The following is a 19,995-nucleotide window of genomic DNA, read 5'->3' on the forward strand; positions in this document are numbered from 1 at the left end:
AAGGAATACCGCAATGAGCGTGGTTCCACCTGACCTCAATGTCGGGCACTCCATTTTATTACACAAGGAAGGAGGATTAAATGAATTTCGCATCCAGGTTCGCACAGTCTGCAATGTGTCTTTGCAGCATTTATTTTCTACTTGTTTCGGGCTCCTTTGCAGCCGAACCAACTTTCGAGCAAGGCAAAAATATTTTTATTGAAACAGGAGTGGAAGCACCAGATCGTAATCCAACCTGGTATGCCTCCATGGTAGCCAAACCGTATGCCCCCGTCTTCGAGATATTAGCCACCAAAGGTACTCAAGGGCGCTATTATCCTTACACATATCCCGTAACGCTCAAAGACATTGTGCGGTTTCACGGCCATGACTGCGAAGGCATCACAACCGCTGCAAATTGCGCATGGGTTGCCTTCAAAATTCTCTTCCCGGATGGAATCATCGATCGTAGCGTGCTTCGGGGAATAAGCGGCGAATCTCCCTGCTGGTCTGACGCTGTTGCATTCCTGACCGGAGCAAGACTGCAATATGGCAACCTCGCATTTTTTAAAGATAAACGATACAGCCATGCCATCATCCTCTATCGAGATGATACTCAGGTAGCCGTTCTCGCAACATGGAAACATGGAATAAATAACATCCCAGGCGAACCTGTCATGCTGCCAGGAAAAATCACATGGAAGCCAAAGGTGACCTTGAAAGATGTGGAAGACCTGAAGGCCATTGTGAAAAAGGCTGGCGGAAACCCAACCCCTTACCAGGTTGACCTCATGCGTCATCAACAATGGCTCCATATCAATGATATATTGGACCGTCCTCTTGAGGAGAGTTATCAGACGCAGGTAATCGAGAACTTTAAATGGGAGGATTGGATGGACCCTGAAAAAGCGATCACGAAAACCCATGTGCGCAGCGATACTCGACTCAAAAACTATCCATATCGCAGCCAACCGATTGAATGATTCTCTTTGGGAAACCGATCTCTAACTGGTAGCGATTTTCTCTTCGTTTGAATTGAGGAAAACATTCGCCCAAATGCTCAACGGGATTGTGTTGAAAGCCCAGCATATCACTAAAGCCGACCTGCGGAAGGAGCGTTGTTGTTGCAATCGGCAAGCTCTCTGCCGCAGGCAGCTTCCCTCTACATTATCCTGACATCCCCCAGGAGTTTTCGTGAATGGGTCCCTGTTGACCCCTGGTAAAATGGGCAGGCGCCATGGCGAAGATATTTCGGCAGATATTCAATTGGCGGAAGTAACGGCAGACCTCGGCGGAGATTGACTGGTGTCGCGATAGACTGTCTTCGAGTGGACAGGCGGAAAAGTGCGCACCGGTTTTAATCTCGATCAATTCTCGAAGGGACAGGACGGACAGATCGTCGATCACAGCCCTGCCCAAAAGGTCGGCGAGTTGATGGTCAATGCGCAGGGGCGATGAGCCTTAAAAAAATCACCTGCAGGTTGAAAGTGTCTCGGATCCTCTTCAAGGCAGAGGAAAAATCTTTTTGACTTATGCACCTGGTCAACCAGTAGAAGTCTGCCGCCTTCCTGGCACCGGATTTGCGCCGGATAATAGAGGCCGATGTCCACAATCGCCGGATGATCACAGGCGACATATAGAATTTTCTCTCGAGGAATCACACCGGCCTTGGCGCATTGCAACATCGGCGTGGTATCCCTGGATTGCGGTGATCAAACGACCAGCCCTTGATGTCCAGCGTTATGTCCTCTCGGCCGACACCTTGTGCGCATGCCGGATCTATCGGCCATTTTCAACGAAACCACTTCCCTCTGCCCAATACAGATCCCCTCATTTTTCGGGCAAATCCGTTCTGCCTCAACCGGCAAAGTTCTCGTCTCGATTTACCAGAGGAAGCAATTATCGTCACGTTCGGACGATCAGGCAATAATCCCGCAGGATCAATCTACCGCTTCCTCCTTCATCGCCTGTATAGTCGGGCATCAATGAAGGAGCGCTCAAGAGTTGAAAATGGCTTGATGACGAGCATCGGAGAAGAAGTTTATCTGCAAGCTCGCGCTGCGGCCTGAACCGATCGGTCATCGAGCCTCACCCGCACTAACAGACAACCATATTGTCGCCCGACTGCGATTTTTCGGTACGACACCAAAGGAGGACATGATGCAGAAACGAAAACTGGGAAACAGCGGCCTGGAGATCTCGGCCATCGGCCTTGGATGCATGGGCATGAGCTTCGGGTACGGCCCGCCGGCCGATCGGCAGGAGATGACAGCGCTGATTCGGGCAGCGGTCGATCGGGGTGTGACCTTCTTCGACACTGCCGAATTGTACGGCCCGTTCACCAACGAACAGCTGGTCGGCGAGGCTCTGGCACCATTCAAAGGCCGGGTGGCGATCGCGACCAAGTTCGGCATCCGGATCAAGGACGGCAAACAGCGCCTTGACAGCAGGCCGGAACAGATCCGACTCGCGGTTGAAGGCTCGCTCAAGCGGCTGGGGGTCGACAGTATCGACCTCTACTACCAGCATCGCGTCGATCCCGACGTGCCGATCGAGGAAGTCGCCGGAACGGTGAAGGAACTGATCGGGCAGGGCAAGGTCAGGCACTGGGGACTTTCCGAGGCCGGGGTGCAGACGATCCGCCGCGCCCATGCGGTCCTGCCGCTGGCGGCGATCCAGAGCGAGTACTCGATGATGTGGCGACAACCGGAGGAAGAACTGCTGCCGACTCTCGAGGAACTCGGCATCGGCTTCGTCCCCTTCAGTCCGCTGGGCAAGGGCTTTCTGACGGGCAGATTCGATCGCAATTCAACCTTCGACTCGACCGATTTCCGCAGCATCGTGCCCCGCTTCACTCCGGAAAACCTTCATGCCAACCAAGTGCTGGTGCAATTGGTCAAGGAGATCGCGACTGTCAAACGCGCGACGCCGGCGCAGATCGCCCTCGCCTGGGTGCTGGCCCGGAAACCGTGGATAGTGCCGATCCCCGGAACGACGAAAATGGTCCGTCTTGAGGAAAATCTGGGCGCGGCGGCTGTCGTGCTGACGACCGCGGAGATGGACGACCTGAACGTAGCGCTCGCACGAGTTGAAATCGCCGGCGACCGGTATCCGGCGGAGTATGCAAAGAGAGTAGGCAAATAGCATGCGGAAAATGATCATCACCGTTTTCCGCACTGACCAGCGAACTTGATGTGGGCCAGCTCGATGGCCCTGGCCGGCTTCCAGCTCATGCTGGGCAAGCCCGGGTTCGCCTTTCCGCTGCACGGCCTGGGCCACGAGCTCTCCAGCAGGTACGACATGACCCACGGCGTCACCCTGGCCCTGCTTACCCCGTCCTGGATGCGCCACACCATGCGCACCGCCTCCGGGTATCTGCCGCTCTTTGCGGGTTTCGCCCGCAGTGTCATGGGGTTGGCGAACAGGACGATGTCAGGGCGGCAGAGGAAACAAGAGCTTGAATGCCGTTAGCGGCGACGAGCCATCAGCGCCGGCAACCACCCAGGGCGTTCCCCTTCCGCCAATCGCGAAGGGGTGCGCCCCTCTTTTGCCGCTCTTTGCGCCTGGCTGACATCGGCCGACCTGAGCGAAGATGCGTTACATGGTCTCAACGGCTGACATCTGCCGCAGATTTTTGATGTCGCGCAGGGGAGGCGAACCGAATAAGCGGCTGTATTCACGGTTGAATTGCGAGGTGCTTTCATAGCCGACCTGAAAGGCCACAGTCGTCGCATCCAGCGGCTGCACCAGCATCAGGCGCCGGGCCTCGTTCAACCGCAGCCGTTTTTGATACTGCAACGGACTCATGGCGGTCAGTGCCCGGAAGTGATGATGAAAGGTCGAAGTGCTCATGTTGACCTGCCTGGCAAGATCGTCAATTCGTAGTGGTTCGGTATAGTTGCCCTTCAGCCAATCAATGGCGCGGGCAATCTGGTGGCTCTGGCTCCCTGCCGAGGCTATCTGGCGCAGGCGCGCTCCCTGGTCGCCGGTCAGGAGGCGATAGACAATCTCCTTCTGCATGATCGGCGCCAGAATCGGGATGTCCTGCGGATCACCGAGCAGGTCGATCAGCCGGTTGAAGGCGGTGACGAGCGGCTGGGTGACCTCGCCGGTGGCCATGCCGCGATTCGACGGCAGACGGTGCGGCGGCGGAAGCTTGCTGTCAACCATCATCTGCGAAACCTCACCCAGGTCAAGGGTCAACCTGAGGCCGAGGTAGGGTTTGTCGCGGCTGGCGCTGATGATCTGTACGACCGTGGGGAGATGCACGGAGGTGATCAGATAGTGCTGCGCATCATACACATAGGTGTCTTCACCGAGCAGGACGCGCTTGGCCCCTTGGGCGACAAGGCAGATGCTCGGTTCGTAGATGCCGCTGCTCGGCTCGGTGGGCTCTTCCCTCCGGAACAGGGCCAGACCGGGGATGGCGGTTGTGAGCAATTCGCCATGTTCGGTCCATCGGGCAATGCGTTTGCCTAAATCCTCAACTGCGTTTTCCATGGCGTTGTCCTCGGTTGTCCCGTCGATTCAATGCTGTGGGAGTAATTCTCCACTTATAATTACGCCACATAAAAAATCAAATTGCGACATGAATCGTTGCTTCGGGAGGATCGGGCAAAAAATGAGCAGGATTTGTCTATCGTCCTTCACATGTTCCGGGCTATTGTACCCGGGAATGGGGGCAACAAGAAGGAAGGGGCTGGGGCGATGAGCAGGCCATGAGCAATATACCTCTTCCCGGGCAGGCCATCGCCCGGCTCGGATCCGCACGTTCAGCCGTTCCCGACAGCTCGCCGCACCCCGGAGTTGTTGTGGAACTCAACTCACTCTTGAAGAATAAAATTTGTCATGAAATTTCGATTCATCCTTGCAATCGTCGCAACAGGGCTCTTCATCTTCAGCAACGTCAGTATTGCCGCCGAAAAGGGCCAATCCCTGGTGCTCTATTTTTCCCATTCCGGCAACACCCTGGCCCTGGCTGAGCGGATACACGAGCAGGTCGGCGGAGATCTGGCGGAACTGAAAACCGCCAATCCCTACCCGCCGGAGTATGACACAGTCGTTGAACAGGCCAAACGAGAGCAGAATGACAAGTACCGGCCGCTGCTTGTGACTGCATTTGACAATATCGATTCATATTCCGTCATTTTTATCGGTTATCCCAATTGGTGGGGGACCATGCCGATGGCGCTGTTCACCTTTTTCGAGCACTATGACCTTGCCGGCAAGGTACTCGTTCCTTTCTGCACCCACGAGGGGAGCTATCTGGGGCGCAGTGTCACAGATATGCAGGCGCTTGCTCCCCGGGCTACCATTCTCGATGGTCTCGCCGTTCGCGGCAAAGCGGTCGAAAGCAGATCCGCAGGCAACGATGTTGCGGACTGGTTGGCTGACCTGAACCTGCCGAAAAACTGAGAACAGCAATGAATCGCACAACACGCGTCAAACTGGCGGTCGATGCGCTCATGCTTGCCGGGATCCTGCTGGCAATGGCCAACAAGCTGACCGAGAACCGGATCCATGAGCTGATTGGAGCTGTGATGGTTGGTCTGTTCATAGTCCATAACGCCTTGAACCGGCAATGGCATGCGTCGCTCCGGCAACGATGGCAGAGCAATCGCGGCCGTTTCGATATCGTGGTCAATATCCTGCTGACTCTCGCCATCGGAATCTTGATCGGGAGCAGCATCATGCTCTCACGCTCCATTTTTGCGGTCGTTGCGGGCGAGGGCAACCTGACCCTTCGCCAGATCCATTCCACGGCCGCGCAGTGGTTCCTGATCCTGATGGCCGTCCATCTGGGAGTGCAGCTGGCAAGAATGGCGGCCTTGCTGAGAAAAATGATTCCGCTGCCACATCGATATCGAGTCCCTGGGCCGGTCCGGATGCTGGTGCCGGCAGCGATCCTCGGCTACGGCATCAAGGCCTCGTTCGACAGGGATATCTGTTCAAAATTATTCATGATCTACTCATTTGATTTCTGGGATTTCGAGCAGTCTTCCGCCGGCTTCTTCGTCAATTACCTGGCGATCATCGGTGTCTATGCGGTGATCACCAGCACAGCTCTCAAGGCCTTGTCCAGCGGCACAACAGTGCGGCAGGAACAACGCGCTGGAACATCCGGCACTGGGGGCCGTCGCCCCTGGCATCTCGTGACGACCGGCCTCCGCACCTCGAACAAGCCCCCTTCCCCGGAAGGAAATGATAGAGAGAGAACACCATGCGCCTGCCACTCCCCTCACTGATTCCGTGTTGCCAGGTCATTGCAAGTCTGCTCGGCTTTCTGCCCTGCCGCCCAGCGGTCAAAGCGGCAGCGGCCATCGTCCTGCTCGCGGTCAGTCGGAAATACCTTTTCGACGAATCGATCGGCGGTTGAGTCTCCACCGACATCGCCAAAGCATCCCTTAACCGACAACTATCCGAAGGAGGATTTCCAAATGAAGAAGAAGGTGATCATTATCTCATCCAGTCCGAGAAGGCATGAAAACTCGGATATATTGTGCGATCAATTTGCCAGTGGCGCCCTCGATGCCGGGCATCAAGTGGAAAAGATCTTCCTTGGCGATCAGGTCGTCAGCTACTGCACAGGTTGCGGAGTTTGTTTCTCTGATGGCAAAGTCTGTTCACAGGAGGATGATATGGCGGAAATTCTGGAGAAGACGATAGCGGCTGACGTGATCGTGATGGCGACACCGGTCTATTCTTACATGATGGCGGCCCAGATGAAGACGTTGATTGACAGGACCTGTTCTCGGTACCAGGAAATCAGCAACAAAGAATTCTTCCCGGAGCGCGGCAATGAATTTATCGGCCTCGGCGATGGCGCTCTCCATGTCACGGATCAATTTGTCCACATTCGTCTGCACGCTGATCACTTCGTCACTCAGCCCGGCGATCGCCCTGGCGTTGAGGTTGTGCTTCATGAACAGGACCTGGTCGCGCAGGGGCACCAGAGCCGGCTCGAGTTTGGACTCGGCCCTCTTCATTGCCTTGATCAGTTCCTCGTATTTCCTCTCCGTGACGTCGTACTTCCTCTGGCTCTCCCGGCGCAGGCTGTCGCTGGAGTACTGCTTGATTTCGGCGCGCCATTCGCTGAACAGGGCCTCGGAGACATCCTCGACCGCATCGATGCGGTCACGGACATTGGTGTGCCTCAGCCTCGGTCTTCTTCAGCGTCGTATTGAGTTTGTCGTATTCCTCCTCCAACTCGCCGCCCCGGAAGTTGACAACGCTCTTGAACTGTTCCATGGCGGCGAGGAACTGCTGTTTCGCCTCATTCCGGGAATCACGCGCCTCCTCGACGCGATCGACCATGATATCGCGCTTGTGAACGCCCATCTTCTCCATGGTGCCGTAGTACACGCTGCTGCAGCCGGCAAGTCCGAGAACGATGACTGCGAGTAAGGGCAGTGTCAGTTTCATGGGTATCTCCTTCGTTATGCCTGCGCTGTGGTACGGCGAAAAGGACTTTGGCTACCTTTTGCCCATCGAGGGCATCAGGTATCGGCGGGATCATGTGAGGGTACACGTTCTCTGTGTGCTCCCCGGATACAGTTGAAAAAATAAAGCATGGATACTCATTGAAGACAAGGGGACCCTCAGCGAGGGGCGACCGGGGGTATCCGGGGGTGAATGCAGGGGAACCATTCCGGAAGGGGTTCGCCATGTTGCATTTGAAGGACCTCAAGGTCTTTTATCGGGCACTGATGCCTGCCCGGACTCCATGCCGTCATGATCCTCTGCGACCAGAGAAGCAAAATCATATAGGCGGGACAGGGGCGGGACAAATCCATCGAAACAAAAAGCGCCTAGAGTCTTGAAACTCTAAGCGCTTGTATCTGCTGGTGCCGGGACCAGGAATTGAACCAGGGACACACGGATTTTCAATCCGTTCTAAGCACTTTCCCGTTAGTTCACTTAAATTCACTATCCCTTGACTATCAAGGACTTATTCTGCAACATATTTCATAGAACATCATCCGATTTACCGAAAAAGGTTGTACAGGAGTTGTACAAACTCATAAGCGGAGGACACACGGATCATGGCAGAATGGGTCTCGGTCGGGAAATACGGTTTACGATATCGCGAAGACAACACGCGGTCGGTTGGGGTCGGAAGGAGTAAGCGGCCGACCCGGTATTATGTGGCGGTTTACAAATGGCAGGGCCGGACCACCACCGACACATACGGGTGGGAGGGGGACGATTTCAAGAATGAGGACGACATCGTTTCCACCGCGCTTGAACTCCGACAAAACCGCCGGAACATGACCCCACCCTTCACCCTGGCCGAACTCAAGGCGCTGAGAAAAGCCGATCTTGACGAGGTCGAGCGGCAACGCCAGGAGGAAGAGCGCCGGCAGGCCCGGGAGAACCGGATCATCTTCGACAACGTCTTCCTGCGGTATTGCGAATCGAACGAGCACAAGAAGAGCCTGAAAGACGAGGCCAACTATTACAAGAACTGGATAGCGCCTGTCATCGGCAGGAAGCGCCTCGATCAGATCCTACTGTTCGACCTGGAGAAGATCCGGGCGAAGATGACCAAGGCGGGAAAGGCGCCTCGGTCGATAGGCTACGTCAAGAGCATCGTTCGGCAGGTCTATCACTTCGCCATGAAACATAAGCTCTATGCCGGCGATGTACCCACCACCCATTTCCTCGAGCGCCAGAGGATCGACAACAAGAGGCAGCGGTATCTGTCGCCGGCGGAGGCGGCGGTACTCCTGGCCGATGTCAAAGCGTACTCCCTGACGACCTGGCGCGTCTCCCTCCTGTCCCTGAATACGGGGATGCGTTTCTCCGAGATCGCCAATCTCCGCTGGCAGCACGTCAACATTCAGAACAGGGAAATACTGGTGCTCGATCCCAAGAACGGGGAGACCAGAGCGGTCTACCTGACCGATACCGTTCTCGGGATGTTCGATGAGATTCAACCGGGGCGGCCTGACGACCTCGTTTTCGTTGACTCCAACGGGCGAAAGATGGCGCGGGTATCCAACACCTTCATGGACAGCGTGAACCGGCTGAGGCTGAATGACGGCATCGACGACCGGCGCCTGAAGGTGGTCTTCCACTCCCTGCGGCATTCATGCGCCTCGACCCTCGTCAACGCCGGTGTTGAGATCCCTGTCATAGCCAAGATCCTGGGGCACAAGACGCTGACAATGACGATGCGATACAGCCATATCAACGACGACAGCATCAAATCTGCGATGGCGGTTCTCGACCGGCAGCAGGGCGGAAAGATCACACGGATGAGGCGACAGAGCAACGGACAATGACCTTCACCGAAAAGCCGTTTTCCTGGCAGCCATTGACCTATCACCAGCAAGTGTATACTATACACAATATGAGCAGCAGGGAATTGATTCGACGGCTTGAGGATGCCGGGTGGACCGTGCAGCGGGTGAAAGGTTCGCACCATATTCTCACACATCCGAACAGGCCAGGGCATATCACCATTCCTCATCCCAAGAAAGACCTTGGCTCGGGGCTGGTTACGAAGATCCTGAAACAAGCAGGAATTCACGAGGTGACACCATGAAGTATCCAATCGCTATTGAGGAAGGTTCCGAGACCACGGCATTCGGCGTTGTCGTGCCGGATCTTCCCGGATGTTTTTCCGCCGGCGATACGATGGACGAGGCGGTCGAAAACAGCCGGGAGGCAATCGCCCTGTGGATCGAGACGGCCCTTGATGCCGGAGAGACCATACCCGCACCGGGAAGGATTGCCGATCACGTCCACAATCCCGAGTATGCCGGGATGATCTGGGCGATTGTCGATATCGACAGCGCCCTGCTTGACGACAAGACTGAACGGATCAACATCAGCGTCCCGCGCCGGGTCCTCTCCCGGATCGACAGGTATGTCTCGGCCAGGGGAGAAACCCGCAGCGGTTTCCTGGTCAATGCCGCGCTTGAGCGGATCGCCCATGGATGTCGATAGCTGAGAATGTCTATATGTAAGTCTTTTTTCACCGGGATAGATTGATCCATGAAAAGCCGTGAACCCTGACGGCCTGCCCGGTGATTTTCTTCAGAGGATTCTTTGTGAGGGTGCAATGTGCAATGATGATAAATATTGTTATTCTCTTGCTGAACTTGCTGAAAAATGGCGCAAAACTGAAAACGACATATTGCAACTGGCTGCCAAAAAAAAATTATGGCTTTCTGTTAACCTAACTGATTTTCAACCAGATAATATAAATGGGATTAAGATAAATCTCTGTCTCTCGCCTTATGAAAAACCCTATTTTGATGGAAAAGAAATAAAGGCTTGGCTTCCTCCTGTGCCAATTGAAGGGTGGTGGCAATTGTTAATTCCAAGCGAGATAACTGGCTTCCTTCCTGATCGAGAAGAATCATATTTTATAATGATGCATACAAACGGATGGATGGGCGGGGGAATGGCTGGATGGTTCGGCGGCGGGATGTGGATCTGGACGCTGATCGGCGTGGTGGTGATAGTCCTGCTGGTCGTCCTGATCAATAGGATATCCCGTAAATAGTCAGGCCTCTGGCATCGCTGAGAAGTGATCTCTGTCCCCGGGTGCAGAAATTATTTCACGGGAGTAGATCCGACCTGGCATCGGCCTGTCTCATGACCGCTTCTCATTGAGGCAGGCAAGTCCGACGACCACCAATAATCCACCCGGAGTATCCACTACAGATGAGGGAAATACCATGGCCGAAAACAAAACCATCAACCGCAGGATCGTCCTGAACTCACGTCCCGTCGGCGCACCGATTGCCGACAACTTCCGTCTCGAGGAGGGCCTCGTACCGGAGCCCGGACCCGGGCAGGTCCTGCTGCGCACCCTGTACCTGTCGCTCGACCCGTATATGCGCGGCCGCATGAGCGATGCACGGTCCTACGCCGCGTCGATGGCGATCGGTGAGGTAATGGTCGGCGGCACCGTGTCGCAGGTGGCAGTCTCCCGGCACCCGGACTACCAGCCGGGCGATCTGGTCCTGGGTTCCAGCGGCTGGCAGGAATATGCCCTCTCCGACGGCACCGACCTCGTCAGGATCGATGCCCGGATGTCCCGCCCCTCGACCGCACTCGGCGTTCTCGGCATGCCGGGTTTTACGGCTTACATGGGCCTGCTCGACATCGGTCAGCCGCAGGCCGGGGAGACGGTGGTGGTCGCCGCCGCCAGCGGGGCGGTCGGTTCCGTGGTGGGTCAGATCGCCAGGATCAAAGGCTGCCGGGCGGTCGGTATCGCCGGCGGCGCCGAGAAGTGCCGTTTCGTGGTCGATGAACTGGGGTTCGATGCCTGCGTCGATCACCGCAGCAGCGATTTCCAGCAGCAGCTGGCCGCCGCCTGCCCGAAAGGCATCGACGTCTATTTCGAGAGCGTCGGCGGCCGGGTCTTCGCCGCAGTCCTGCCCCTGCTCAATGTCAAGGCCCGCGTCCCGTTGTGCGGCCTGATCGCCCACTACAACGAGACCGGCCTGCCGGAAGGTCCGGACCGCCTGGGGCTGCTGGCCCGCCACATGCTTGTCAAGCGCATCAAGATGCAGGGCTTCATTATCTTCGAAGATTACGGCCCTCGCTACGGCGAGTTCCAGAGCCAAATGAGCACCTGGCTGAAGGAGGGCAGGGTCAAGTTCCGCGAAGACATCGTCGACGGACTCGAGAACGCCCCCGAGGCCTTCATCGGCCTGCTCGAAGGCCGGAACTTCGGCAAACTGGTCATTCGCGTCGCGGGCGACTGAAACTGTTGCAAGCAGGAGATATACCATGAAAATACTTATGGTTCTGACCTCGCACGACAAACTCGGCAATACCGGCGCAAAGACCGGTTTCTGGCTGGAGGAATTCGCGGCCCCCTACTACGTTTTCAAGGATGCAGGCGCGGAAATCACCCTGGCCTCGCCGCGTGGCGGCCAGCCGCCGCTCGATCCCAAGAGCGACGATCCGGCCTCCCAGACCGAAGCCACCCGCCGCTTCAAGGAAGATCCCGCGGCACGGGCCGATCTGGCCGGCACGCGCAGGCTGGCCGAGGTTTCCGCCGGCGATTTCGACGCGGTGTTTTACCCCGGCGGTCACGGTCCGCTGTGGGATCTGGCCGAAGACGCCTCGTCCATCGCCCTGATCGAGACGATGCTGGCGGCTGGCAAACCGGTGGCCGCCGTCTGCCATGCCCCTGGCGTGCTGCGGCACCCAAAAACAGCCGACGGCTCTCCCGTGGTCCGGGGCAAGGCGGTAACCGGCTTCGCCAACTCCGAGGAGCAGGCGGTCGGGCTGACCGAGGTCGTGCCCTTTCTGGTTGAGGACATGCTCAGGGACAACGGGGCCAGATATTCGAAAGCGGCGAACTGGCAGGCCCATGTGGTGACCGACGGCCTGCTGATCACCGGGCAGAACCCTGCCTCCTCCGAGCCGGCGGCCAGGGCGCTGCTGGCAAAACTGACCTGAAAACCGCCAGCCGCATGGGCCGATCGGTGACGGATGCGCTGCAAAGCCTGCAGCACCTTCTTGCCGATGATGCCCGGCCCCGTGGCGACTCGAGTCATGGCAGAATCTGAAAACCTTTCCAGGCAGGTGAGAGTATGACGAAGGCAAACGAAAGGCCGCACCGCTCGATCCTCCAGAACATAGCCCATCAGGCGATGCTGGATCGAGGGCTTGCACCGGAATTTACGGCCCGGGCACTCGCCGAGCTCGACCGAATCCACGGGCCGGCGACGCCGGTTGCGAAATCCACGCGCGATCTCAGGAACCTTTCCTGGTGCTCCATCGACAACGATGATTCGCGTGACCTGGACCAGCTTACGGTTGCCGAAGCCATGCCCGACGGTCGCGCAAAGATCCTGGTCGCCATTGCCGATGTTGACGCGCTCGTCAAAAAGCAATCGGCGCTTGACGACCATGCCCGGCAGAACACCACCTCGGTCTACACGGCTGCCGGGATTTTTCCGATGCTGCCCGAGAAGCTCTCCACAGATTTTACCTCCCTCAACTTTGCATCGGACCGCATGGCCATCGTTGTTGAGATGGTCGTCGCCGGGGACGGATCGATTCAGGACTCGGATGTCTATGGCGCGACAGTCCGCAATCGGGCCAAACTCGCCTACAACGGCGTAGCCTCCTGGCTTGAGGGTAACGGCCCGATGCCGCAAGGGATCGACACGGTCAAAGGTCTCGACGAGAACCTGCGACTCCAGGACCGCTTGGCCCAGAAACTCAAGACCCTCCGGCACCTGCACGGCGCCCTTGATCTCGAAACCATAGAGGCACGTCCAGTATTCGACGGAGATAACCTCAAGGACCTGAAAGCCGAAAAAAAGAACAGGGCCAAGGAGATTATTGAGGATTTCATGATCGCCGCCAACGGCGTCACCGCACGATACCTCGAGACCAAAAAATTTCCGTCGCTGCGGCGGGTGGTCCGCAGCCCCGACCGCTGGGAGCGGATTGTCGAGCTTGCCGCGGCACGGGGCGGAGCCCTGCCCGGGCAACCTGATGCAGTGGCCCTTGAGGAATTCCTGAAATCGGCGAAGGCCGCTGATCCTCTCCGTTTTGCCGATCTCTCGTTGAGCGTCATCAAGCTGATGGGTGCGGGCGAATACGCCGTCGAAGTTCCGGGAGGCGATGTCTCCGGGCACTTCGGCCTGGCGGTCAAGGATTACACCCACTCCACCGCCCCGAACCGCCGTTTCCCCGACCTGATTACCCAGCGGTTGCTGAAAGCCGCTATGGCTGGAGATCCCCTGCCTTACCAGATCGACGAATTGGCGGCGCTGGCCAGGCACTGCACCGAAGAGGAAGACTCGGTAAGAAAGGTTGAACGGCAGGTCATAAAATCCGCTGCGGCCATGCTGCTGGAATCGAGGATCGGAGAGCAGTTCGATGCCATTGTCACCGGAGCGTCAGGCAAAGGCACCTGGGTCCGTCTTCTCAAACCACCCATCGAAGGAAGATTGGAGAGCGGATTTGAAGGCATGGATGTCGGTGACGAGCTCCAGGTGCAGCTGGTCAGGACGAATGTGGAGCGCGGATTTATCGACTTTAAGAAAGTGGGGTAAGGATGGCTATCGCAGAATCCGATGCCAGGGGGTGTGCTTCGTCTAAAAAACGTCACTCTCGTGCAGGACGTGGTCGAAATCCCTAATATTTCACCCGCCCCTTTCACAGCGACCGTCCCTTGTCTAGCGACTGTCCCCTGTCATTTCGACCGCAGATACCGTCTTGGAAGTCAACCGTTTTTTGCATAATCCGCTTGATAGTGCACGCGGGTTTTAAGGACGCCAAACTAAGATGAACGAGTTTGCGCATAGCGGCGCCAAGCGCGGCCATTTTGGCTTTGCCTCTGGCCACAAGTCGATCATAGACCGTTTTGACATGCGGGTTGTATTTGGTCGCTACAACAGCCGGCATGTACAATATGGCCCGGATTCTGGGTGGACCGGCTTTCGAGAGTCTGGTTCTCCCCAGAACGGGCGATCCGGATTGCTTTTCAACCGGAACCAGGCCCAGATAGGCGGCAAGTTGTTCGGCCGAATCGAAACGATGGCCTTGGACGATTGCCAGCAGATTGGTTCCAGTCTGCCGGCCGACGGCGGGAATACTGGTCAAAAGTTCCATGTCGCGGCGCAGATCGGGATGGCGATCAACATGGTTGTCGATATCCTGCTGCAACTTGGCAAGTTGTTTGCGCAAAAAGTCGATGGAGTCATCGATCGATTGCCGGATAAGGGTGCAGGTTTCGGTTGCATCCGCTTTTTCCAGGCGCTTAAGCTCTCGTTGCAAGTCTTGGGCAATGGCTTCCCGACGAGCCAGAAGCGCCCGCAATACACGAATCTCCGGAGAGGGGGGTTGCCAGGCGACCGGTTTGAGCAGGGCGCCATAACGAGCAATAACAAAACTATCGACGCCGTCAGTCTTGGTCCGCACGCCCAGCCCACGGCTGAAGTCCTTGATCTGGGCGGGATTAATGATTGAAACCGTCACTCCGGCACCGACCAGGCCACCATCACCCAGGGCGCCGAACAGGGTGCTGGCAATGGATCGGACAACAACCTGGCGCGGCGCCGGCGGGGGAATCGTAAAGGTATCCTGAACAGTTGGAAGAAGAAGCTCCTGGCGGTGAGTTGTTAAGGAATCCTTTACAACTGAAACCTGAAAAATCATCTAAAATCAACCAACAGTCAATCAATATTAATCTGTGAAAACAAGAAGATACGCAAGATCTTCAGCTAGATTCTTCTGCTAAGCCGTCGTCCAACAATAACCGTTACACAGAAATACCTTTCCGGCATAAGGGGCCGTAACGAAATGGTGAAAAATGTAACGGTTATTTCGTAACGGCCCCTAAGTCGTCTAAATCAAATGAGGTTAGCAATAAACCAGCCGCCCCCTTTGCTGACAATACAGTCTTCATCACGGCAACCAGGAACACCGCAACGGCAGAAATACGACCATTGCACAGTATTCGGAAGCTAAAGCGGCGCCGGTTCTCTCCATGCTTGCTCTGATTCAGCTTGGGTTTGCGGCCAGTAAGTTTGCAGATCGGCTAAAACCCTTGCTGGTATTGGGTTTGCGCCGAGTGGCGATTTTCGTCGTGTGTCTACAGATTCCTGCTGTCTTCGGTCAGCTGAATGACCAGGGGCGGAGGCTTTATCTTCAATGATTTTAAAATGTTTTCTGCTTCGGGAGTCACCTCGTTGCGCATGAGCACACGATATTTTAAATCAAAAAATTCTGTGATCTGGAGCGTCTCCAGCGCCCGCTTGATATGATGCCACGGCAGGCCACAGGAGATCTCGGCGACCCGTTCGATCCGCAGTGCCAGCACGCAGATCTTGACATGGGTTTCAATCCGCCGGGAAGCCCAATGGTACATCGGAGTCATCTTGATCCGGGTCCGCTTCAGCGACCGGAAACACCGTTCGATGACCATCAGGCTCTTGTAGCCACAAGCGGCGTCCTCCAGACTGATGCTGTCGTCGTTGGTCTCGATCACCCATTTGCCGTCATATTTGGCGGCCTCGACGACTGCGGCACGATCGATACGCACCTGGCCGTTTTTGGTGTTCCGCAGATAGCGTTTGAAGCGCCGGGAAGCCTGCAGCTCGATCGCCCATTGGGCGCTGGCCGATTGATCTTTATGGCTGGCCAGTTCGCTTTCCAGCAGCTCGACCAGCATCTGCCGGTGCTGACCCTGCCTCTCGGCCTCTGCGGGATTGTAACAGAGGATATAACGACGCCTTCTCTCTCCGTCGCCGACGATCACCTCCTTGGCATGAAGGTTGTCGTTGAACCGGGTGTATCGCCCCCTTTTGGTCAGCACCTCGCGCTGAATCTCGGCAACGCTCGCCATCCGGCAGGCAAGCAGGTATCTGCCACAGGCCTTGGCCAGCTCCGTCCGGTTGTTTTCGGAGTTCATCCCCGAATCGGCGACAAACATCGCCCGGTTGAGGTTCCAGCCGCGAAGATCGGCCCGAACCTTGGCGACGGTGCTGACATCGGCGGTGTTGCCGGGCAGTACCCAGCTGCGCACCGGGATGCCATCACGGGTGACCGCCAGGGCAACCACCACCTGCGGCGCCCAGTTGCCCTCCTTGGCGTGACCGAACTTCCGCAGGGTGGTGTTGGTCTCGGTGTCGTCGTCTTCGTAATCGACATGGAAAGAGGCAGTGGTGGTGTCGTAGAAGATCAGGTCGACCTCCAGGTTGAAGAGGTTGGCGGTATTGAAAAACACGGCCTTCTCGACCTCTTCGATATTGGCATGGAGGAGATCCATGGCCTCGTACATCTGCCGCAGCTTGAGCCCGTCGCAGGATGGCAGGTAAACCTTGGACAACCAGCGATCCCAGACCCCGAGCTTGGATTCCGGCTCGCAGAGCCGGTTGGCGACCATGGCCAGCAGTGCCCGTTCGTAAGGCGCTCGGGTGCCAGCAGTTTGCTCGATGGCTTTGAGGACCTTTTTCAGGCCGAGCCTTTCCCAGAGTGTCTCGATGACCAATGGACAGCCGAGTGCCATGGTCTGTCTGATTTTCAGATCGGTCGGCAGACCGATCGCATCGGTCGAGACCGGGTTGGAACCCAGCGGATCGTTGATCTGCAGGCCGCAGACGCGACCGATGGATTGGCAGAGACGCACCAGGTCCTGGCGATCGAGCTGGTCGACCCGTCCAAAGTTGTGGATGATTTTAGCGACGGGTTTGCGGGTGTCTGGATGCCGCTCGTTATGGGCGAGCTGGAAGTATTCGACGACCGAGCCGTCCTTGTTGGTGCGCTTGGTTGATCGCAGATACATGCTTACTTGTTTAGCGTGTATCTTGTGAAAATGCAAGACGAGAAATTCAATTCGTGTGCCTACATCTTTTTCGCTCTAACAAATGCAGTCAAATCAGCAACTCTATGAAATTACAAGGTCTCGGGTGAGACGAGGTGGCGATTTTGGCCAGTTTTGTGCCTACTGGCCGTAAACCCAAGTTCAGTCGAGGACGGAAAAATACCTTTCAATCCTTTCCCCATCTGGCGGGTTGTACGTCTCGAACTTTCGTTCGATGGCGGCGGCTGGGTCTTCCAAGTCCATCACCTCATAAATCGAGTAGTCGCCATAGAGCTCATGGGCGGCATCGATCAATTCTTCAAGTTCGTCCATCATAATCTCCCCCTCTTGGACAGAAGCAGGAAAAATACCCGGCGATTCCGACAAATTGATTATGGCACGGAATCACGGCAGCGGACCTGCTACCCTGGCGCCGGGTACGTTCAGCTCTTACCACAATCCATTCATCCATGCCGTCACTACATCGACCAGAATCGTCGCCACATACCGACTGTCTCCCCGTGCCATGGCCGGTTCGACCATAAATGCCAACGATAACCAGGCTGGTGAATCGTATTGAAAATCTGGCGACACTGAGGCTATATGACGCGCGAGAACCCGGCATTCGGAAAAAAGGTTGTACAGGGGTTGTACAAACAGACCTAAAACAAAAAAGCGCCTAGAGTCTTGAAACTCTAAGCGCTTGTATCTGCTGGTGCCGGGACCAGGAATTGAACCAGGGACACACGGATTTTCAGTCCGTTGCTCTACCGACTGAGCTATCCCGGCACCTTGTAGGTGGGCTTTTTACACGAATCGCAAAACCATGTCAACCATTTTCTCCCCCGACCAGACCTCCTGCGGGTTCAATCCTTGTCCAGGGTGAGTCCACCGAGATCGAGGTCAAAATCCAGGTCCGAATCCAAATCGGAGTCATCGGCGACAGGCTTCCGTCCCGAGCCCTTCGTTTTTCCAATAGAGGGTGAATCTAATCCGCCGAAGTCGATGTCGCCGGCTGGAGGTGTCTCCCTGTTCGCCGGGGCGGGGCGGTCATCGAGGTCGTCCATCCATAGATCGAGGCTGAAATCGAGCTCGTCATCCGCATTCTCTGCTGCCGGTTGCGCGACCTTCGATGTACTTACTGCCGGAGAGGGACCGCCCCCGAGATTATCCATCCCCAGATCGAGGCTGAAGTCAAAATCGTCATCCGCTTCCACCGTTGCCGGTGATCGAGTTTCCCTGGGCGGCGGAGCCAGGTCGGAAATATCCGAAAGTTCATCCGGCAATTCCCGGTTGATCTTTCCTGCACTTCCAAGAGCCGCAACTGTTCCGCCAAGAACCGGCCCCTCGAGATCGTTCTGGAATTGCGAAAGATCGATTGAAATCTCTCCCTCTTCTTCGTCCTTGCCGAACTCAAGCGAAGACTCTATCTCCTCCTTCAACGCGGTATCATCAACGGCATCCATCTGCAAGGCAGACGGCTCGGCTCCGGTTTCACCTTCTTCATTCTCGAACAGAATTTCAAGATCGGGATCCTGTACCTCGAACTCCTCGGCCATCTCGTCGCTTATCTTGATATCATCGCCGAATGCCTTCGTCTCCGTCACTTCCTGGATCTTGAGGAAGAGCGGCGCCGAAACGCTGAAAGCCGTCCCGTGTACCAGGTCGGCTATATTACTGAAACTTTTACCGCATTTGACACATTTCGGCAGTTGATCAAACGAAATGAATCCACACTTTGGGCAGCGCATGAGTGTTCCTCTATTGAGATATTCCCTGGTCCATGGTCACAGATCCTGGCGACCGGAGCCGCACCCGACATATATTGTGCCGCATTATCACACGTTTTATTACGAATAATCAAGAATTTTTCCATCGCCGCAAACACTTACACGGACCAGTCCATGCCGATGTCGCAGGCGGGAGCGGAATGGGTCAGCGCGCCGATGGAGATGATATCGACCCCGGTGGCGGCAATCGCCGCCACCGTTGCGAGATTGACTCCGCCCGAGGCCTCCACCAGGGCCCGGCCGTCGATACAGGCCACCGCCTCCTGCATCGCCTTTATCCCCATGTTGTCGAGCATGATGATATCGACCCGGCAGGCCAGGCACTCCCTGACCTGATCGATATCCTCGGTCTCCACCTCGATGCGGATGGTGTGCGGCACCTTGGCCCTGACCCGGGCCACGGCCTCGGTGATACTGCCGCAGGCGGCGATATGGTTGTCCTTGATCAGCACGCCGTCGGCGAGGTTGAAGCGGTGGTTGCTGCCGCCGCCGGCCATAACGGCGTATTTCTCCAGCAGCCGCAGGCCCGGCGTGGTCTTTCTGGTATCGGTGATCCGCGCCCGCTGCCCCTTGACCAGCTCGACAAAGCGGGCCGTCAACGTGGCGATGCCGGAGAGGCGCTGCAGCAGGTTGAGCGCCACCCGCTCGGCCTTGAGCAGGTCGACCACCGGCCCGCGCACGGTCAGCAGGACAGCGCCGGGATGCACCACCGTGCCGTCGGCCACCGGGTCGATGGTCTCGAGGGCCGGGTTCTGGACCCGGAAGACCTCGGCCGCCACCGCCCCGACCCCGGCGACCACGCACTCCTGCCGAGATACCAGCCGGGCGCTGCCGGTATCGGTGTCGCTGAAAATCGATTCACTGGTCAGATCGCCCCGGCCGATATCCTCGGCGAGGAAGGACCTGATCATCCCCTGCAGCAGATTCCTGTCCATGATT

General features: G+C 56.7%; 20 protein-coding genes, 1 tRNA gene and 2 pseudogenes. 13 read left to right on the forward strand and 10 right to left on the reverse strand.

The window, feature by feature from the left end; genetic code table 11:
• Positions 1–80: 80 nt before the first annotated feature.
• Complete coding sequence (locus ACWGKN_RS12465; RefSeq protein ID WP_035226998.1) at positions 81–962, forward strand: FmdE family protein; 882 nt, start codon at positions 81–83, stop codon at positions 960–962.
• 420 nt (positions 963–1,382) lie between these two features.
• Here the strand turns inward: ACWGKN_RS12465 and ACWGKN_RS12470 are convergent, their stop codons facing one another.
• Positions 1,383–1,664: a hypothetical protein gene (locus ACWGKN_RS12470; RefSeq protein WP_452095368.1), complete on the reverse strand. Its 282-nt coding sequence runs from the start codon at positions 1,662–1,664 to the stop codon at positions 1,383–1,385.
• A gap of 475 nt (positions 1,665–2,139) precedes the next feature.
• On the opposite strand from ACWGKN_RS12470, the gene ACWGKN_RS12475 reads away from it, so the two are divergent.
• Both ACWGKN_RS12475 and ACWGKN_RS12480 read left to right on the forward strand, forming a co-directional pair.
• Positions 2,140–3,123 (forward strand): aldo/keto reductase, encoded by a 984-nt coding sequence (locus ACWGKN_RS12475; protein WP_452095400.1) that lies wholly within the window; start codon positions 2,140–2,142, stop codon positions 3,121–3,123.
• Between the two features lie 48 nt (positions 3,124–3,171).
• Positions 3,172–3,450 (forward strand): iron-containing alcohol dehydrogenase, encoded by a 279-nt coding sequence (locus ACWGKN_RS12480; RefSeq protein ID WP_035226993.1) that lies wholly within the window; start codon positions 3,172–3,174, stop codon positions 3,448–3,450.
• A 126-nt stretch (positions 3,451–3,576) separates the two neighbouring features.
• On the opposite strand, the gene ACWGKN_RS12485 is transcribed toward ACWGKN_RS12480, so the two are convergent.
• On the reverse strand, positions 3,577–4,479 hold the full coding sequence (locus tag ACWGKN_RS12485) for an AraC family transcriptional regulator (protein WP_035226990.1): 903 nt from the start codon (positions 4,477–4,479) through the stop codon (positions 3,577–3,579).
• A 348-nt stretch (positions 4,480–4,827) separates the two neighbouring features.
• Between ACWGKN_RS12485 and ACWGKN_RS12490 the strand changes: the two genes are divergently transcribed.
• The 3 genes and pseudogenes from ACWGKN_RS12490 to ACWGKN_RS12500 form a co-directional block, all read left to right on the forward strand.
• Positions 4,828–5,394 (forward strand): flavodoxin, encoded by a 567-nt coding sequence (locus ACWGKN_RS12490; protein ID WP_452095369.1) that lies wholly within the window; start codon positions 4,828–4,830, stop codon positions 5,392–5,394.
• An 8-nt stretch (positions 5,395–5,402) separates the two neighbouring features.
• Positions 5,403–6,224 (forward strand): DUF4405 domain-containing protein, encoded by an 822-nt coding sequence (locus ACWGKN_RS12495; RefSeq protein ID WP_452095370.1) that lies wholly within the window; start codon positions 5,403–5,405, stop codon positions 6,222–6,224.
• 192 nt (positions 6,225–6,416) lie between these two features.
• Positions 6,417–6,764 (forward strand): annotated as a pseudogene (locus tag ACWGKN_RS12500) (flavodoxin family protein); the annotation flags it as partial.
• A 63-nt stretch (positions 6,765–6,827) separates the two neighbouring features.
• On the opposite strand, the pseudogene ACWGKN_RS12505 reads toward ACWGKN_RS12500, so the two are convergent.
• A pseudogene (locus tag ACWGKN_RS12505) lies at positions 6,828–7,136 on the reverse strand (DUF2959 family protein); the annotation flags it as partial.
• A complete protein-coding gene (locus tag ACWGKN_RS12510; RefSeq protein ID WP_424253114.1) occupies positions 7,114–7,401 on the reverse strand; it encodes a DUF2959 family protein in 288 nt (95 codons plus the stop codon). The gene ACWGKN_RS12510 and the pseudogene ACWGKN_RS12505, both read right to left, overlap by 23 nt.
• Before the next feature lie 620 nt (positions 7,402–8,021).
• Here ACWGKN_RS12510 and ACWGKN_RS12515 point away from each other — a divergent pair.
• The 7 genes from ACWGKN_RS12515 (at position 8,022) to ACWGKN_RS12545 (ending at position 14,015) form a co-directional block, all read left to right on the forward strand.
• Positions 8,022–9,263: a tyrosine-type recombinase/integrase gene (locus tag ACWGKN_RS12515; RefSeq protein WP_035226986.1), complete on the forward strand. Its 1,242-nt coding sequence runs from the start codon at positions 8,022–8,024 to the stop codon at positions 9,261–9,263.
• Between the two features lie 68 nt (positions 9,264–9,331).
• Entirely contained in the window at positions 9,332–9,526 is a 195-nt protein-coding gene (locus ACWGKN_RS12520; RefSeq protein ID WP_035227027.1) for a type II toxin-antitoxin system HicA family toxin, read from the forward strand.
• Complete coding sequence (locus ACWGKN_RS12525) at positions 9,523–9,930, forward strand: type II toxin-antitoxin system HicB family antitoxin (protein WP_035226983.1); 408 nt, start codon at positions 9,523–9,525, stop codon at positions 9,928–9,930. Before ACWGKN_RS12520 ends, ACWGKN_RS12525 begins: the two co-directional genes overlap by 4 nt.
• Positions 9,931–9,988: 58 nt before the next feature.
• Complete coding sequence (locus ACWGKN_RS12530; RefSeq protein WP_452095371.1) at positions 9,989–10,492, forward strand: hypothetical protein; 504 nt, start codon at positions 9,989–9,991, stop codon at positions 10,490–10,492.
• 175 nt (positions 10,493–10,667) lie between these two features.
• Complete coding sequence (locus ACWGKN_RS12535) at positions 10,668–11,702, forward strand: NADP-dependent oxidoreductase (protein ID WP_452095372.1); 1,035 nt, start codon at positions 10,668–10,670, stop codon at positions 11,700–11,702.
• A gap of 25 nt (positions 11,703–11,727) precedes the next feature.
• Entirely contained in the window at positions 11,728–12,405 is a 678-nt protein-coding gene (locus tag ACWGKN_RS12540) for a type 1 glutamine amidotransferase domain-containing protein (RefSeq protein WP_452095373.1), read from the forward strand.
• A 134-nt stretch (positions 12,406–12,539) separates the two neighbouring features.
• Entirely contained in the window at positions 12,540–14,015 is a 1,476-nt protein-coding gene (locus tag ACWGKN_RS12545) for an RNB domain-containing ribonuclease (protein WP_452095374.1), read from the forward strand.
• A 103-nt stretch (positions 14,016–14,118) separates the two neighbouring features.
• Here ACWGKN_RS12545 and ACWGKN_RS12550 read toward each other — a convergent pair whose 3' ends face one another.
• The 6 genes from ACWGKN_RS12550 to nadC form a co-directional block, all read right to left on the reverse strand.
• Complete coding sequence (locus ACWGKN_RS12550) at positions 14,119–15,120, reverse strand: IS110 family RNA-guided transposase (RefSeq protein ID WP_424253125.1); 1,002 nt, start codon at positions 15,118–15,120, stop codon at positions 14,119–14,121.
• 436 nt (positions 15,121–15,556) lie between these two features.
• Entirely contained in the window at positions 15,557–17,248 is a 1,692-nt protein-coding gene (locus ACWGKN_RS12555) for an IS1634 family transposase (protein ID WP_452095375.1), read from the reverse strand.
• Between the two features lie 180 nt (positions 17,249–17,428).
• Positions 17,429–17,602, reverse strand: coding sequence for a hypothetical protein (locus ACWGKN_RS12560; protein WP_424253127.1), 174 nt, complete (start codon positions 17,600–17,602; stop codon positions 17,429–17,431).
• Positions 17,603–17,979: 377 nt separating this feature from the next.
• Positions 17,980–18,055: transfer RNA gene (locus ACWGKN_RS12565), tRNA-Phe, on the reverse strand.
• Between the two features lie 77 nt (positions 18,056–18,132).
• On the reverse strand, positions 18,133–19,017 hold the full coding sequence (locus ACWGKN_RS12570; protein WP_452095376.1) for a hypothetical protein: 885 nt from the start codon (positions 19,015–19,017) through the stop codon (positions 18,133–18,135).
• 137 nt (positions 19,018–19,154) lie between these two features.
• Positions 19,155–19,991: a carboxylating nicotinate-nucleotide diphosphorylase gene (gene nadC, locus ACWGKN_RS12575; protein ID WP_035226968.1), complete on the reverse strand. Its 837-nt coding sequence runs from the start codon at positions 19,989–19,991 to the stop codon at positions 19,155–19,157.
• Positions 19,992–19,995: the final 4 nt, after the last annotated feature.

Source organism: Desulfoprunum sp., from assembly GCF_053613775.1.